At 71.4% G+C, this 15,753-nt stretch carries 14 protein-coding genes; 1 reads left to right on the plus strand and 13 read right to left on the minus strand.

Going from position 1 to position 15,753, the window contains the following annotated elements:
* Nucleotides 1-95 precede the first annotated feature (95 nt).
* Nucleotides 96-2,198, plus strand: coding sequence for a glycoside hydrolase (locus tag ACIGXX_RS09660; RefSeq protein ID WP_399974265.1), 2,103 nt, complete (start codon nt 96-98; stop codon nt 2,196-2,198).
* 25 nt (nt 2,199-2,223) lie between these two features.
* Here the strand turns inward: ACIGXX_RS09660 and ACIGXX_RS09665 are convergent, their stop codons facing one another.
* The 13 genes from ACIGXX_RS09665 to ACIGXX_RS09725 form a co-directional block, all read right to left on the minus strand.
* A complete protein-coding gene (locus ACIGXX_RS09665) occupies nt 2,224-2,406 on the minus strand; it encodes a hypothetical protein (RefSeq protein ID WP_351161634.1) in 183 nt (60 codons plus the stop codon).
* A 53-nt stretch (nt 2,407-2,459) separates the two neighbouring features.
* Entirely contained in the window at nt 2,460-5,162 is a 2,703-nt protein-coding gene (locus ACIGXX_RS09670) for a fumarate reductase/succinate dehydrogenase flavoprotein subunit (protein ID WP_399974269.1), read from the minus strand.
* Between the two features lie 14 nt (nt 5,163-5,176).
* Nucleotides 5,177-5,983 carry an ABC transporter ATP-binding protein gene (locus ACIGXX_RS09675; protein ID WP_366462751.1) on the minus strand — a complete coding sequence of 269 codons (807 nt, stop codon included), beginning with the start codon at nt 5,981-5,983 and terminating at the stop codon, nt 5,177-5,179.
* Nucleotides 5,984-5,987: 4 nt separating this feature from the next.
* Nucleotides 5,988-6,842, minus strand: coding sequence for an ABC transporter permease (locus ACIGXX_RS09680; protein WP_366462750.1), 855 nt, complete (start codon nt 6,840-6,842; stop codon nt 5,988-5,990).
* Nucleotides 6,839-8,203: an ABC transporter substrate-binding protein gene (locus ACIGXX_RS09685; protein WP_399974274.1), complete on the minus strand. Its 1,365-nt coding sequence runs from the start codon at nt 8,201-8,203 to the stop codon at nt 6,839-6,841. Before ACIGXX_RS09685 ends, ACIGXX_RS09680 begins: the two co-directional genes overlap by 4 nt.
* 14 nt (nt 8,204-8,217) lie before the next feature.
* Entirely contained in the window at nt 8,218-8,445 is a 228-nt protein-coding gene (locus tag ACIGXX_RS09690; RefSeq protein ID WP_190086068.1) for a ferredoxin family protein, read from the minus strand.
* 91 nt (nt 8,446-8,536) lie between these two features.
* Nucleotides 8,537-9,307: a GntR family transcriptional regulator gene (locus ACIGXX_RS09695; protein WP_351161645.1), complete on the minus strand. Its 771-nt coding sequence runs from the start codon at nt 9,305-9,307 to the stop codon at nt 8,537-8,539.
* 299 nt (nt 9,308-9,606) lie between these two features.
* Entirely contained in the window at nt 9,607-10,356 is a 750-nt protein-coding gene (locus tag ACIGXX_RS09700; RefSeq protein ID WP_399974279.1) for an ANTAR domain-containing protein, read from the minus strand.
* Between the two features lie 317 nt (nt 10,357-10,673).
* On the minus strand, nt 10,674-11,486 hold the full coding sequence (locus ACIGXX_RS09705) for a DUF1295 domain-containing protein (protein ID WP_399974282.1): 813 nt from the start codon (nt 11,484-11,486) through the stop codon (nt 10,674-10,676).
* The gene (locus ACIGXX_RS09710; protein WP_399974285.1) at nt 11,483-12,766 is read right to left on the minus strand and encodes a class I SAM-dependent methyltransferase; all 1,284 of its coding nucleotides are present in this window, start codon (nt 12,764-12,766) and stop codon (nt 11,483-11,485) included. Before ACIGXX_RS09710 ends, ACIGXX_RS09705 begins: the two co-directional genes overlap by 4 nt.
* Nucleotides 12,763-13,509, minus strand: a complete 747-nt coding sequence (locus tag ACIGXX_RS09715) for a DUF1365 domain-containing protein (RefSeq protein ID WP_399974401.1) — start codon at nt 13,507-13,509, stop codon at nt 12,763-12,765. Before ACIGXX_RS09715 ends, ACIGXX_RS09710 begins: the two co-directional genes overlap by 4 nt.
* A complete protein-coding gene (locus ACIGXX_RS09720) occupies nt 13,503-14,792 on the minus strand; it encodes an NAD(P)/FAD-dependent oxidoreductase (protein WP_383827323.1) in 1,290 nt (429 codons plus the stop codon). The genes ACIGXX_RS09715 and ACIGXX_RS09720 overlap by 7 nt, the downstream gene beginning before the upstream one ends.
* A gap of 96 nt (nt 14,793-14,888) precedes the next feature.
* Nucleotides 14,889-15,578, minus strand: coding sequence for an alpha/beta fold hydrolase (locus ACIGXX_RS09725; RefSeq protein WP_361460951.1), 690 nt, complete (start codon nt 15,576-15,578; stop codon nt 14,889-14,891).
* Nucleotides 15,579-15,753: the final 175 nt, after the last annotated feature.

A 15,753-nucleotide genomic window follows, 5' to 3' on the forward strand; every position in this document is an offset into this window, starting at 1 on the left:
GGGAGCCACTGAGCCTCCGTCTCGTGCGGTCGGGCCTGCTGGAGCGGGGATCGACTCTTAGAAGCCTCTTAAGTGCCCCTCGGATACTCACGATCATGGACCAATCCAAGAACGCCCCGCAGGGGAAGAGCGATGGAGGCCACGGAGAGCCGGACCGCGGACGGCACCGGGACGCTGCCGTCGTCGGGCGCAGGAGACGCCGTCGCTGTCTCGGAATGGCCGTCGCGCTCGTGGTCACCGGGACCACCGCATCGGCCGGGTACGCCGTCGTCGTGGCCGCCGATGACAAGTCCGCGCAGGCCAGGCCCCCCGAGGTGCACGGCGGGGCCGTGGACTTCGAGGTGGCAGGCGGCACCACCACGGTCGACACCGGCACGCTGCGGGTGACGGGGCGGGCCGCGGGCGGTGCGCTCGTCCCCGTCTCCGCCGCCGCGGCCGACGACTTGGGCAGGCCGGGCCGGGTGCGAGTGGAGGGGCCTCGCGCCCGGTGGTCGTATCCCGCCAAGGGTTTGCAGGTCACCGCGGTCAGTGAGGCGGGGCGGCTGCGGATGACGGTCCGGGCCGAGAAGGACGGCACCCTCGCCTGGCCCGTCACCGGTGACGTCAACGGCAAGGGGCGGGGCGCCGAGGCCGCGAACGCCTCGCTGCAGATTCCCCGGGGCGAGGGACTTTCCGTGCCGGCCACGGACCGATTCTGGAACTCGAAGGCGGCGGGTCTGGCCGGCACCGAGGCGGAACTGGCCACCGGCTCCCTGACCCTGCCGCTGTGGGGATACAGCGCGGGCGGCCACGGCGTCAGCTACCTCGTGCCGGAGAGCATCGGCAGCTCACTGGCCTTCGCATCGACGGGCGGCCGGTTGAGCGCGACGGCCAAGCACGCGTTCTCCCGGCGGGAGAAGACCCTCGGCTACACCGTCACCTTCGCCCTCACCTCTGGTTCCCCCATCGCGCCGGGCAGGGACTACCACCGATGGCTGCGTCAGCACGGCGAACTGCGCACCCTCAAGCGGAAGATCACCGAGAACCCCGAGATCAAGAAGCTGCTCGGGGCCCAGCACGCGTATCTGTGGGGCGGCGCCCGCGGGACCAAGGCCGTCGAGAGGCTGCGCAAGCTGGGGAACACCCGGCTGTGGCTCGGCTATGACGCCGACGGCAGCCCCATGAGCGAGGAAGCGGTGGCACAGGCCGAACGGCAGGGCTATCTCGTCGGCCCGTACGACACCTACGCCAACGGCCAGGACCCGGAATCCGCCGACACGCCGGTGTCGAAGTGGCCGGACAAGGTCTACCCCGACTTCTGCGTGCGCGACTGGAAGGGGGAGATCAAGACGGGCTTCGGGGGCCGCGGCTGCTATCTCAGCTCGGAGGCGTTCGCCAAGTCCGCCGCCGCTCATCCCTATCTCGCCCGGCACGTCGAGGAAATGACCGAGAACGGCGTCAACAGCGTCTTCCTCGACGTCGACGCGGCGGGAGAACTCTTCGCGGACTTCTCCGAGAACCACCCGATGACCAAGAAGCAGGACCGGGCCAACCGCATGGAACGCATGCGCACGCTCGCCGACGAGGACGGTTTCGTCCTGGGATCGGAATCCGCCGTCTCCTGGTCGGCACCGGCACTCGCGTTCTCGCACGGATCTCAGACGCCGGTGAACGACACCCTGTGGCCGTACCAGAAGGAAAAGGAGTGGGGCGCCTACTACCCGGACGACGCCCCCGGGTTCTTCTTCAAGCCCACCACGCTTCCCGCGTCGCTGGCGAAGTCGATGTACGACCCCGCCTACCGTGTGCCGCTGTACCAGACCGCGCTGCACGACTCCCTCATCAGCACCGACCGCTGGGAAATGCCCTACAACAAGTTCCCCGCGCAGAAGAAGGACCGCGCGCTGATGTCCGTGCTCTACAACACGCCGCTCAACTTCGTTCTCGGCGAGAAGAATCTGGAGGCCACGGGCAAGGAGATGGCCGTACTCCAGCGGTACTTCGCCCCGCTGCACAAGGCGGCGGGCACGGAACGGATGACCGACTTCCGCCGGCTCACCAAGGACCACATGGTCCAGCGCTCGGTCTTCGGCGACGGCGCCCTGACGGTGACGGCCAACTTCGGTACGAAGCGGCACGGAAGCCTCCCGGCGGGTTGCGTGGACGCCGAGTTGAAGGCGGACCCGCAGCCGCGTCGCCTCTGCCCGGCCGACGGCTGACGACCGACAGGTGGCGGGTGACCGCTCAGTGGATGGGTGTCCAGTGCCCGAGGGCGTCGTCCAGGCATCGACGGGTTCGGCCTGCCACGGACCAGGAGATCCGCTCCGTCGATGCCCTGCTGATGCGGTACGTCGGGTACGGGCTGCCCGCGGAGTTGAGCAGCGGGGCGAACGAGGTGGGGGCGCGTACGCGCGGCCAGCCGGTCAACTGCTCCCAGGCGGCGCCGACCTGCTCGGCGCCGACCCGCTCGGCCTCATCGATCAGGCAGGCGCGGCCGCCCGAGCCGCGTAGGCGCGGACGTCTGCGTCCGGGTCCAGGACCGCCGTGGCGAGTGCCGTGCGGGCGTCCTCGGTTGCCCCGTGGCGGAGGAGGGCCAGGACCGCGGCCTTGCGGACGTCGGCGTTGGGGTCGCCCAGTGCCCCGGACAGGGCGGGTACGGCGCGGTGGGGATCGGCCGCTCCCAGTGCCGAGGCCGCACCCGCGCGGACCTGCCAGGGCGGGGCGGAGAGAGCCTCCACCGCCGTGGCGTCGTACGGCGTGGGGCAGCCCGCGGACGCCAGCGCGGTGAACGCGGCCGCGCGGACCAGGACGTCCGTGTCGTGGAGCAGAGGAGACAGTGCCTCCGGCGTGTCCAGGCCGCGCGCCACCGTGACACGGACCTCGCGGGCCGGGTCCGTGCGGGCGCGGGCGACGGCGTCGAGGGCACCGACCGAGACCAGGGCGCGGACCGACGCGATACGGACCTCGATGTCCGGGTCGGCGAGCGCACGGGCGTAGGCGGTGGCTTCACCGAGGCGCAGGGCGCGCAGGACGTCCAGGGCGGTCGCCCGGACCAGGGCGTCCTCAAGGGAGAGGGCGGCGTGCAGGGCGTCGGACAACTCCGGCTCGGCGACGAGGACTTCGACCAGTTCGCGCAGGGACGCGGCAGCCGCGCCGCGCATCGCCGGATCGGGGTCCGCGAGCGTCCCGGCGAGCGCCGGGCCCGTACCCGTGGGGACGGTCTCGGTGAGTGCGGCCACGGCCGCCCGACGCACGGCGGGGTCCGGGTCGGTCAAGAACGGGCGCAGCAGCGGGAGTTCGGGTTCGTTCTCGGTGAGGGCGAGCAGTTCCAGGATGCGGGGGGAGTGGGAGGTCGCGGCCGTCTCCCGTGACGTAGTGGTGTCGGTGCGGATGGTTCCCGAACCCACGGGGGCGAGGTCCCGCTGCCCGGCCGTGGCCACCTGCTCCGGGTGCACCTCTCCCAGATGGCGTGACGCGCCGCCGCCCGGCGTGAACTCCTCCACCGGGACCAGGTACGGCGCCACCGGGCGTGCCGTGAACTCCATCGCCCCGGAAGGGGATTTGCGGAGGTCCAGGTGGTGCAGCCAGCCGTCGTCGTCGCGCTTCGGGTGATCCGTGCGCTCGTGGTAGAGCCCCCAGCGTGACTCCGTGCGGGCGAGGGAGGAGCGGGCCGCCATCTCGGCGCAGTCCCGGATGAAGTGCACCTCGGCGCAGCGCATCAGCTCGTGCGGGGTCTGCGCGCCCATCGCGTCGATCTCGCCGCGCATCCGCTCGAAGTGGTCCACGGCCAGGGAGAGCCGGGCACCCGACTTGGGCGGGGCGACGTAGTCGTTCACGAAGCGGCGCAGTTTGTACTCGACCTGCGGCTGCGGAGGGCCGTCCGGGTTGCGCAGGGGGCGGTAGATCAGTTCATGCGCGTCCCGCACCTGGTCGGACGGCAACTCTCCCTCGTACGCGGTGAATCGGGAGGCGTCCGCGCCCGCCAGATCGCCGAAGACGAACGCGCCGATCATGTAGTTGTGCGGTACGCAGGCCAGGTCCCCGGCCGCGTACAGACCGGGCACGGTGGTGCGGGCGTGGTCGTCCACGCGGACGCCCGACGCCGAGTGGCCGCCGCACAGGCCGATCTCGGAGATGTGCATCTCGATGTCGTGGGTGCGGTAGTCGTGACCGCGGTTCGCGTGGAAGGTGCCGCGGGTCGGGCGCTCGGTGGAGTGCAGGATGTTCTCCAGCGCGCTGATGGACTCTTCCGGCAGATGGCTGAGCTTGAGATAGACCGGCCCGCGGTCGGAGGCGAGTTCGGCCGCGAACTCCGACATCATCTGGCCCGACCAGTAGTCGGAATCGACGAACCGCTCGCCGTGCCGGTTGACCTGATAGCCGCCGAAGGGGTTGGCGACGTAGGCGCAGGCGGGGCCGTTGTAGTCCTTCATCAGCGGGTTGATCTGGAAGCATTCGATGCCGGTGAGTTCGGCGCCCGCGTGGTAGGCCATGGCGTAGCCGTCACCCGCGTTGGTGGGGTTCTCGTACGTCCCGTAGAGGTAGCCGCTGGCGGGCAGGCCGAGGCGGCCGCAGGGGCCGGTCGCGAGGATCACGGCACCGGCGCGCACGGTCACGAACTCGCCCGTACGCGTGTTGAATCCGGCCGCGCCGACCGCCCTGCCGTCCGCCGTGAGCACCCGCACCGGCATCACGCGGTTCTCGATGCGGATGCGCTCGCGCATCTCGCGGCGGCGCAGCTGCCGGTAGAGGACCTTCTTGACGTCCTTGCCCTCGGGCATCGGCAGCACGTACGAGCCGGAGCGGTGCACCTGGCGCACCGCGTACTCGCCGTGCTCGTCCTTCTCGAACTTCACGCCGTAGGACTCCAGGCGCCGCACCATCGAGAAGCCGCGGGTCGCGGTCTGGCGGACGGTGGACTGGTCGACGATGCCGTCGTTGGCGCGGGTGATCTCGGCCACGTAGTCGTCGGGTTCGGCGCGGCCTGGGATCACTGCGTTGTTCACGCCGTCCATGCCCATGGCGAGGGCGCCGGAGTGGCGGACGTGGGCCTTCTCCAGGAGGAGGACGTTCCGGCCCTGCTCGGCAGCGGTGAGAGCCGCCATCGTGCCGGCCGTTCCGCCGCCGATGACGAGGACGTCGCAGGAGAGCTCCTGGGCGTCGGTGACTGCGGGGATCTGCATGGAAGGAGGGCCTCTCAGGTGCCGAGGGACGTCAGAACGGTGCGGCGCAGCTCGACGGTGGCGGGGTCGCCGTGGGACGTACGGTCGCGGGGGCGCGGGACGTCCAGGACGCGCAGGACGCGTCCCGGGCCCGCCCCCAGGAGCGCGACGCGGTCGCCGAGGAAGAGCGCCTCGTCCACGTCGTGGGTGACGAAGACGACGGTCGCGCCCGTGCCGCGCAGCACATCGGCCAGCAACTGCTGCATCCCGGCCCGGGTCTGCGCGTCCAGCGCGCCGAACGGCTCGTCCATGAGGACGGCCCGCGGCTCGCCCGCCAGGGCGCGGGCGAGCTGGACCCGCTGGCGCTGTCCGCCCGAGACGCGGTGCGGGAGTCTGGCGCCGTGCCCGCCGAGGCCGACACGCTCCAGCCACTCGTCGGCCAGGGCGCGACGCTCGTTCCGCCTCAACCCCTTGATGGCGAGCGGCAGTTCGACGTTGGCCCGCAGGGTGCGCCACGGCAGCAGCGCGTCGTCCTGGAAGATCAGTGCCCGCTCGGCGTGCGGCGCGGTGATGGGCTCCCCGTCCTGGGCGACCTCTCCGCCGAGCGGAGGCAGCAGCCCGGCGAGGGTGCGCAGGAGGGTGGACTTCCCGCAGCCGGAAGGGCCGACGACGGTGAGGATCTCGCCGGGCGCGACGTCCAGTCCGAGCCCGTCGATGACGGCGGTCCCCTCCCGCCCGATCGACGCGTCGCGCAGGGTGAGCCGGGTGCCGCGCGGCGGGGCGATGACGGGGGCGAGGGCGGATTCGGGGGTCGTCGTGGTCACTTCGGGGGGAGTGGTCATGGGGTCACGCCTCCTTGTGGACGCCGGTTCGGCGCATACGAACGGATCGGCGCATACGAACGGATCGGCGCGGTCGCACGGGCGTCTCGACGCGGGACTCCGTCCGTGGCAGCCACCGCGTCACCCGGCGGCCCAGTACCTCCACCGCCGTCGACGTCATCCACCCCAGCGCGCCGATCGTCACCATGCCGACGAGGACGCCGGGGTAGTCGACCACCGTGTAGTCCTGCCAGGTGCGGTAGCCCACGCCGTACTCGCCGGAGATCATCTCCGCCGAGATCACACAGATCCACGACACGCCGATGCCCACGGAGAGCCCGCCGAGGATGCCGGGCAGCGCCCCCGGCAGGACCACCGAGCCGAGGACGCGCCACCGGCCGCCGCCCATCGTGAGGACCGCCTCCTCCCAGACCGGGGTCAGGGCGCGCACCGCGTGCCGGGTGGAGACCATGACGGGGAAGAACGCCGCGGTGAAGGTGATGAAGACGATGCCCTGCTCGTTGCTGGGGAAGAGCAGGATCGCCACCGGCACCAGGGCGATCGCCGGTATGGGCCGCAGCACTTCGAGGACGGGCCCGAGCAGATCGGCGGCCAGGCGCGAGCGGGCGATCGCCGTGCCGACGGCCACCCCCGCGACGGCGGCCAGCGCGAAGCCGGTGACGATGCGGCTGAGGCTGTCGGTGAGGTCCTGCCAGTAGGCGTCGCTGCCGATGCGCTGCCCGAGCTCCCGCGTCACGTCGACGACCGTGGGGAACTGCTCGAAGCGCAGCCACAGTTGGACGTCGAAGGCGGTCAGCAGCTGCCACAGGCCGAGCGCTCCGGCGATCGACAGAACGCGCAGGAGGTGACGCCACGTCATGACGCCTGCTTCAGGGCCTGGTTGTACGAGACGGTACGAGCGCCCGGGTGTGCCTCGGCGTAGGCGCGGGCGGCGGAGGGCGTGACGAAGGGCAGCAGCTTCGTGCCGTCGGCCAACCACACCGCCTTGTCGGCGAACCAGGGCGTCCCGGTGGTGGTGTCGGGTACGTACGCGGCGCGCACCTTGCCCTGCTGTGCGGCTGCGTGGCGCAGCAACCCGGCCGGGGTGGCGAAGGACCGGGTCTTGTTCTCGCCCTTCAGCCAGAGCTCGCTGCGGGGCGGCCCGGGGGCAGTGGTGAGCGCGGTGGCGTAGTCGTCGCCGTGCGCCTTCTTCACGTACCGATCGTCGACGAAGCGGTCCACGTCCACGTCGCCCACCAGCTTCGCCGATTTCAGGACGGGCACGTCCTTCTTCAGTGCGGCCACCAGCGCGGGCTTGATCGTGGTGTCGAAGGTGGCGATGCCGTGCGCGCCGTTGTAGAGGTAGACGACCTCGGGCGGCAGACCGGTGGCCTTCGCCACCGACTCGGCGGCCGCGACCGGCCGCTCGTTGAGATAGGCGGTCGCCTTGGCCTGCGCGCGCAGGAAGTCTCCCAGGACGCCGGGCCGCTTCTTCGCGAAGTCCTCCCGCGCGGTGACCCCGTGGAAGGTCGGCAGGTCCAGTTCCGCACCGTCGTACAGCGCACGGGCCCGGTCCTGGAAGGCGAGAAGACCCGGCCACGCCACGAACTGCGAGAGCGCGTCCGCGCTGCCCGCCTGGAGCGCCGAAGCACCCACGGCGGGCTGCTGGTTGAGCTTGCGGATGTCCTTCTCGGGGTCGATGTCCGCCTGCCGCAGCGCCCGTACGAGAGTGCCGTCGGCGGCCGAGCCGACGCTCGTGGAGACCTTCTTGCCGCGCAGGTCCTTCAGCGCCGAGAGCTTGGAACCGGTGCCGGTGACAATGGTGTTGAGGCCGCCGCGGAGGTTGTAGCCGGTGACGGAGACGAGCTTCGTCGGCCGGTTCAGCTGGGTGCCGCGGGCGGCGTTGATCAGGAGGGGGAAGTCGCCCATCGAGCCGATGTCGATCTTCCCGGCGGTCATCTGCGCGGTGATCGGCGCGCCGGTGGCGTAGTCCTGCCACTTCACCTTGTAGGTGACGCCCTCACGCTCGCCGCGGGCGGCGAGTTCGCGCTCGAAGTAGCCGAGCGACCGCAGCAGCGTGCCCGCGGTGACGGTGTTGATGGTCTTGGACTGATAGCCGATGGTCACGGTGACGGTACCGGGATCGCCCGCGCGCGCCCCGCCGCAGCCCGCCAGGGGGATGCTCAACAGGGCGGCTGCCAGGACAGCGGTGAGAGACGTGCGTTTCCTCGTGCGTTTCATGGGGTTCACCGCCTTCACCGGAGCAGGTAGGGCATGTTGACCGTGACCGCGTCCGTGGGGCAGCGGGCCGCGCACGGCCCGCAGTACCAGCACTCGTCGACGTGCATGAAGGCCTTGCCGCTCTCCGGGTTGATCGCGAGCGAGTCGAGCGGGCACATGTCGACACAGAGGGTGCAGCCGTCGATGCACTTCGACTCGTCGATGGTCACGGGCACGTCGGCGCGCTGGGGGGCCAGAGGCATGGCTGTCTCCCGGAAAGAGGTGGCGGGTGAGATGTCAGTGGGCCCGCGGGGACGGGGCCCAAGGGGACGGGGGCCCACGGGGGCCTGCGGGTCAGAGCGCGCGGTGGAGCAGCCCGCTCATGCTGATGCGGTCACCGCGGAAGCGGATGAACTCCAGGTCCACGGGGCGCCCGTCGGCCAACGAGGTGAGGCGTTCGAGCATGAGCACGGCGACCCCGCGCGGGGCCTCGAGAACGGCGGCGGAGTGCACGTCGGCGTTGACGGCCTCCAGGGTGATCTCGGCCGTGCCGAGCGACTGCCCGGTCAGGGTCTCGAGCAGCCGGAACACATCGGTGTTCTCCAGGTCGCAGCCGATGAGACCGGAGCCGATGTCCATCGGGACGTAGGTGAGGTCGAGGGAGAGCGGCAGGCCGTTGAGGCGGCGAAGGCGCTCGATGTAGAGCACGTCGGTGTGTTCCACGAGGCCGAGCCGCCGGGCCACGGGTGCGGGCGCCGGGACGGGACCGACCGTACGGACTTCGTTGGTGACGTCGCCGTGTTCGTGCAGGGTCTCGGCGAGGCCCTGTAGCCGGTTCAGGCCGTGCGGATACTTCTCGGCCACCACGACGGTGCCGACGCCCGGCTGCCGTTCGAGCAGTCCTTCCGTACGGAGCAGGTCGAGCGCCTGCCGGACGGTGTTCCGCGACACGTGGTAATCGCTGCCGAGCGTGCCCTCCAGCGGCAGCACACCGCTGGGAAAACCTCCGGTGCGCACCTGGTGGCGCAGCAGGTCGGCGAGCTGTCGTGCCTGGTCCGCGCGCAGCCGACGCCGTCGGGCGGCGGCGACCGGCACTGTGTGCTCGCGGATACGTTCGGCTGGCATGCGAGGGACCATACCGACGGGGCCGGGGCCGTGGTGTTGCCGGAGTATTGCGCCACTCGACAGACCGCGTGTACCGCCGCTGACCTGCGGGTTCGCGAGGCTGCCGGGAAGATCTGCCAGCTGTACGACAGCTGTACGACCGCACAAGGCGCCGTCGGCGGGAATTCCGCGCAGGCCCAAACCGGGAGCGACTTCAATTCGCTCACCCTTGTCTGCCGTTGCCGGAAAGGTATTTCCGCCCGTATTGGCGAAGGATCTTTCAACGGCCGCGGTGAGGCCGCGGTGAAGGCAGAGGCCGGTCAGCGTTCGGGGTCGAGCAGCGTATGCGCGACGGAACCGCTCAGGACCTGGCGGGCCACATCGGAGAGCTTGAGCTGCCGGTTGCGGGCATAGGTCCGCATGCGGATGAGTGCCTGGTCGGCGCTGCATCCACGGGAGTTGGAGAGAAACCCCTTGGCCTGCTCGATGACGATCCGTGCGTCGAGCGAGCTCTGGAGCCGTGCGATCTGCGTCTTCTGTCCTTGCATCACCTGCTGCTGGATCACGCACATCGTGGCGGTGTCCGCCAGCGCCTGGGCCGTCCGCAAAGCGGCCTCGTCCAGCGGTCTCGGCCGGTCGTGGAGCAGGTTCAGGGCGCCGACCACCGTGTCCTGGCGCCGCAGGGGGACCGTGGCGACCGAGGTGAAACCGAGGAGGAGGGCACGCGGCGCGAACCGGGGCCACCGTTCACAGGCGGCCTCGTCGTCCAGCCTGAGTTCAGAGATGCCCGCCTGGGAGCGACAGCAGTCCCGGCACGGCCCCTCGTCCCATTCGAGGCCGAAGAGCTCCAGGGCGCGGGTGTACTCGTCGGAGGCCACGACCTCCACGACCTGACCGAGCGGAACGTCCAGCAGGACGCCGGCAGCCGACACGTCCAGCAGGTCCACACAGTGTTCGGCCAGGGTCTGCAGGACATCGGGGACGCTCACGTCTCGCACCAATGGCGCCGCGAGATCCACGAACGCGGACGCCAGCCGGTCCTCGCGCTGCCTCTCGGACATGGCGGTCATGCCGCCTCTCCTCTCCGTGACACACCGTCCACAGCGGCCGGTGTGAGGGGTCCGGCCGCAGGGGGCCGGGAGACATGTCCCGCTGGCGACGGAACCACTGCTCCCCTTCCCGACGGTCGCCCAGTACCAGCAACAGAACCGCGTTCATGCTCCAGTTGAGGAATTCACGGAATCTTCTCCACGCTACCGCGATTGTTCGTCTCATATCAGACACACGCCGATCGGATGTGGTCCCAGGATCGCAAGAACCGCAATTAACCGCCCCTCTTTCGCTCTGTTGAAAGCAGGATTGAATTCCTGTCAACCTCCTCGGTCCGTCACGGCCTTTCCGTCGACCGAGGCGGCCGGGGAAAGAATCCGCTGGTGCGCTTCCGGTAGGCGGCGTAGCCCGGCCGGTCCGCCATGTGCCGTTCGAGGAGCGCCTTGCCGCTGCCCCGCGTCAGCAGATACGCCATGACCAGGGGCCCGACGACCGTGGCGGCGGCCGCCGCGGGCGCCTCGCACGTGATGAGGAACAGGCCCCACCAGACGCAGAAGTCACCGAAATAGTTCGGATGGCGCGTCCAGGACCACAGACCGCGGTCCATGAGGCGGCCCTTGTTGGCGGGGTCCGCCTTGAACCGGGCGAGCTGGTGGTCGCCGACCGCCTCGAAGACCAGGCCGGTCAGCCACAGGAGCCCTCCAAGGGCAGCGAGCGCCCCCAGCGGCCCGGAGATGTACGCGGCGGCCTGCACGGGCAGGGACACCAGCCACACCAGCGCCCCCTGCAGCAGATAGACCATGCGCAGGGCGTACGCGTTCTTGCTGCCCGGAGCCTTGGACAGCAGCCGCTCGTAGCGCGGATCCTCGCCGTGGCCCCGGGCCCGCCAGGCGATGTGTCCCGCGAGCCGCAGGCCCCACACCACCGTCAGGGCCGTCACGAGGAGCCGTCGCCCCTCGTCGCCGTGCCCCGCCGAAAGGGCGTACGTCACGAGGGCGACGGCAGCGAAGGCGATCCCCCAGGCGATGTCCACGACGCGGTGCGGCCCGCGGCGCAGCGCGAACGCGAAGGTGGCCAGGAGCACGGCCAGGGCGGTGAGCGCGGCGAAGGCGAGATTGACGCCGAACGCGCCCCAGGCGAAGCCGTTCACGACGCACCGTCCAGTCGGATCTGGTGCACGTCGAGGTAGCCGGAGCGGAAGCCCGCTTCGGAGTAGGCCAGGTAGAAGTCCCACATGCGCCGGAAGGTGGCGTCGAAACCCAACTGACCCACTTTCTCCTCCTGTTGGGCGAAGCGCTCGCGCCACAGCGCCAGCGTCCGCGCGTAGTGCGCGCCGAAGCCGTCGCATGCGGTGACCCGTAGCCCGGTGTGGGCGCGCGCGGTCTCCTCGACGGCGCGGACGGAGGGCAGCTGACCGCCGGGGAAGATGTACTTCTGCACCCAGGTGTAGGTGTTCCGGCCGGCGAGCATGCGGTCGTGCGGCATGGTGATCGCCTGGAGCGCCACCGAGCCGCCCGGCGCGAGCAGGGAGTCCAGGGCGCGGAAGAACGTGGGCCAGTACTCCGCCCCGACCGCCTCGATCATCTCCACGCTCGCGATCGCGTCGTACTGCCCGCGCACCTCGCGGTAGTCGCACAGCTCGATGCGGACGCGGTCCTCGTGGCCCGCGGCACGCACCCGTTGCCGGGCGAGGTCGCGCTGCTCGGCGGAGAGGGTGACCGAGTGGACGCTCGCGCCCCGCTCCGCCGCGCGGATGGCCAGGGCTCCCCAGCCGGTCCCGATCTCCAGCAGCCGCGTCCCGGGTCCCACACCGCACAGGTCGAGCATCCGGTCGATCTTGCGGTGCTGGCCCGCCTCCAGATCGGGCCAGGCCGCGGGCAGTTGGTCGAACAGCGCGGCGGAGTAGCTCAGGGACGCGTCGAGGAACAGCGCGAACAGGTCGTTCGACAGGTCGTAGTGGTGCTGGATGTTGGCCTGCGCGCCGCTCGGCGTGTTGCGCTGTTCGGCCGGCTTCCTGGGCGCCCACAGGGCGCGCAGCCGCTGGAGCGGGGGCGGCACCAGCGTGGCCGCGTGCTCGGCGAACACGGTCAGCACCGCGACCAGGTCCCGCGCCTCCCACTCGTGCGCCATGTACGACTCGCCGAAGCCGACCAGCCCGTGCGTCGCGACACGCCGCAGAAGGCTGTCGGGATCATGGATCTCCAGCAACGGGCCGCCTCGGCCCAGGACTTCACCGTCGCCCATCGCCACCTTCAGCGGCAATCCGTTCAGGGCGTGTCGGACGACGGCCCGGGCCAGCGCGCGGCGCGCCGCGGAGCAGCGCGGTACGGCCACGACATCGGGCCACCGCTCGGCGTCGATCGCGTCCTGCGGACGGGAGAGGCCGGGGGCACCGGACACGCCGGACGCATCGGATACGGACGTACTCACTTCAAGCCCTCCTGGGGACGGTGCCGGGGTCGCTTCCGCACGGGCAGACCGCGCAGCCACAAGGCGATGCCGTGCCGCCGGATGGCCGCCGAGACGGCCACCGTGGACCAGGGGTGACGGACGGCCGCCCGCAGCAGCACCCCGGCGGACGCGGGACGGCGCTCGCCGCGCACGGTCGCCGTGAACATCCGGTGGCCGCCCTGGTCGAAGTGCAGCGTGACGCCGAGGCGTTCGCCCGGCACGGGAAGCCGCATCCGGTACTCACCATCGACGGGGAAGAACGGCGAGACGTAGAACTCCTTGGCCACGTCCGCGCTCCGCGCGGCATCGGGGCCCAGGAGATAGCAGTGCCGCTCGCCGTAGGTGTTGTGCACCTCGGCCACGACACAGCGCAGCTCGCCGCCGGGGCCGTGGCACCAGTACAGGGACAGCGGGTTGAAGACGTACCCCAGGACCCGGGCATGGGCGAGCATCAGCACGCGCCCGCCGTCCAGGGTGATCCCGCGCGTGGCGAGGAAGGCATCGAGCCCCGTCTTGATGCCGGTGCTCCCGCCGCCGAAGTGGTCGCGTCCGTCGAATCCGGCCAACGGGCGCAGCATGCGGGGCAGTCGGGGAGGCGCGTCCAGGTCGATCAGCCACAGGTACGTGCGGTGGGTGAGCTTGTAGTGGCGCGGGCTCGTCCGGACATGGGTGATGACGCTCGGATACAGCGCCGGCGCCGGACCGGGGGAGACGTTCACCAGCGCACTCCCAACGCCTGGGCCGCCTCGACCCCCGAGCGGCAGCCGTCCTCGTGGAACCCCCAGCCGTGATAGGCGCCCGCGAAGGCGGTGACGGGCCCGCTCAGGGAGGGGAGACGTCGCTGCGCGGCGACCGACTCCGGGGTGTAGACGGGGTGTTCGTACGCCATCCGGGCGAGCACCCGGTCGGGGCCAATCCGCTCGTCGCTGCCCAGGGTCACCACGTACGTCTCGGGGGCGTCGAGCCGCTGCAGACGGCTCATGTCGTAGCTGACCCGCACGTGGTCGGTCGTGGCGCCGCACGAAGGGAGCAGATAGTTCCACGAGGCGCGGGCGGCCCGGCTGTGCGGCAGCACCGTGGTGTCGGTGTGCAGCAGTGCGGGGTTGCGGGAGTAGGGGAAGGCCCCCAGGATCTCGCGCTCCTGAGCGGACGCGTCGGCCAGCAGACGCAGCGCCTGGTCCGGATGGACCGCGACGACCACGGAGTCGTACGTGTCGGTCGTGCCGTCCTCGGTGGTGAGCGTCACGCGGCCCTCGCCGCGGCGCACCGACCGCACCGGCGTCGAGGTGCGCACGGACTGGAGCTGCTTGCCGACCCGCTCCACGTACTGCCGCGAACCGCCCGCCACCGTGCGCCAGGTGGGAGATCCGGACACCGTGAGCATTCCGTGGTGGTCCAGGAACCGGAACAGATGGCGGGCCGGATAGCGCAGGGCCGTACCCGGCGGGCAGGACCACACCGCCGACACGAGGGGCACGGCGAAGTGCCGCACGAAGTAGTGCGAGAAGCCGTGGCGGGTGAGGAACGCGCCGAATGTGCCGCCGTCGGGTTCCGTGCCGTCCGCGCCCTGCCCGCCTGCCGCCAGGGACTGCGCCGCCCTGCGGTGGAAGCGCGGTATCTCGGAGAGCATCCGCAGGTACGGGCCGCGCAGCGCGTTGCGCGGCTGCGCGAACAAGCCTCGCGGGCCGCGCGCGCCCGCGTATTCGAGGCCGCACCCCTCGCACCGCACGGACATGCTCATCTCCGTCGGCTGCGAGGTGACGGCCAGTTCCCGGAACAGGCGGAGCAGATGCGGATAGGTGCGGTCGTTGTGCACGATGAAGCCGGAGTCCACGGCGTGCGTCCGGCCGTCCGCCCCCGGGACGTCATGGGTGTGCGCGTGCCCTCCGAGGCGGTCGTCGGCCTCGTAGAGGGTCACATCATGTACGGATCGCAGGATGTGGGCGGCGGTGAGCCCCGCCACCCCGGAGCCCACCACCGCCGTACGCCGTCGCTGTTCTCTCATGCCGTCCCATCTCCTCGTCCGGACCTGCCGGACGTGCTCTGAAGATGATTCGGAGCGGGACACTCCGTGGCTTGGTCAAGAACGCCAGGGACTCCGTCACCAGGACGTACTGGCGGGAGGAAGCTGGTCGGCGATCACGGGAGGCAGCTCGGCCAGGCCCAGCAGCCCGGCGACCGCCCCGCCGGTCAGGCCGTGCCACGCGGCGGCCCGGCGCAGCATGGCGTGGCCGCTGCCGTACATCGGCACGGTGGCCGTCTCGGCGCCCGCGGCGCCCGCCCGCGCCGCGAAGTCCACGGAGGACCTGGGATCGGTCGTACGGTCCTGGTCGCCGTGCAGCAGCACCACGCGGCGGCCGCGCAGGTGCGCCACCGGTTCGCCGGTGGGGCACCAGGGCGCGAGGCCGACCACCCCGCGCACCAGCGGATGCCCGGCGGCCCGCAGCGCGGCGCGGGCCCCCATCGAGTGCCCCACCAGGATGATCGGCACCTCACCGGTGAGCAGCTCCAGCTCGCGCAGGGCCCGGCAGGCGTCCTGCGCCGCGTCCTCCCGATCGCCGTTCCAGCCGCGGCAGCGATAACGCACCCGCCCCATCAGCACGTTGCCTCCCGACGTGGACCGACGGATCGCGCCCTCGAAGAGCCGCAGCCGCGCGTCCGGCAGATTCCACGGTGGCGGCGCGGCGGTCCCGTGCTCGCGGCCGCCGTGCAGCAGGAGCACCGCGGCACGGGGCTTCTCGACCCGCCCGCTCAGCTCCAGCGCTGAGCGGTGGCCATCGCGGAAGGGCACAGGAACTCCTCGACATGTCGGTGACCGGCCTACCGGACGGACGTGACTGGTTCGGAGCCGCGGCCCGGGCGGGGGGGGGGGGGGGGCCGGGGGGGGGGGGCCCCCCCCGCACGGCGCCCCCCGGCCCCCGCCCGGCCCCCCCGGGGCCGGGGGGGCGGGCCCCCCGCCGCCCCGG

Source organism: Streptomyces sp. NPDC055243 (assembly GCF_044544025.1).
Classification (GTDB): domain Bacteria; phylum Actinomycetota; class Actinomycetes; order Streptomycetales; family Streptomycetaceae; genus Streptomyces.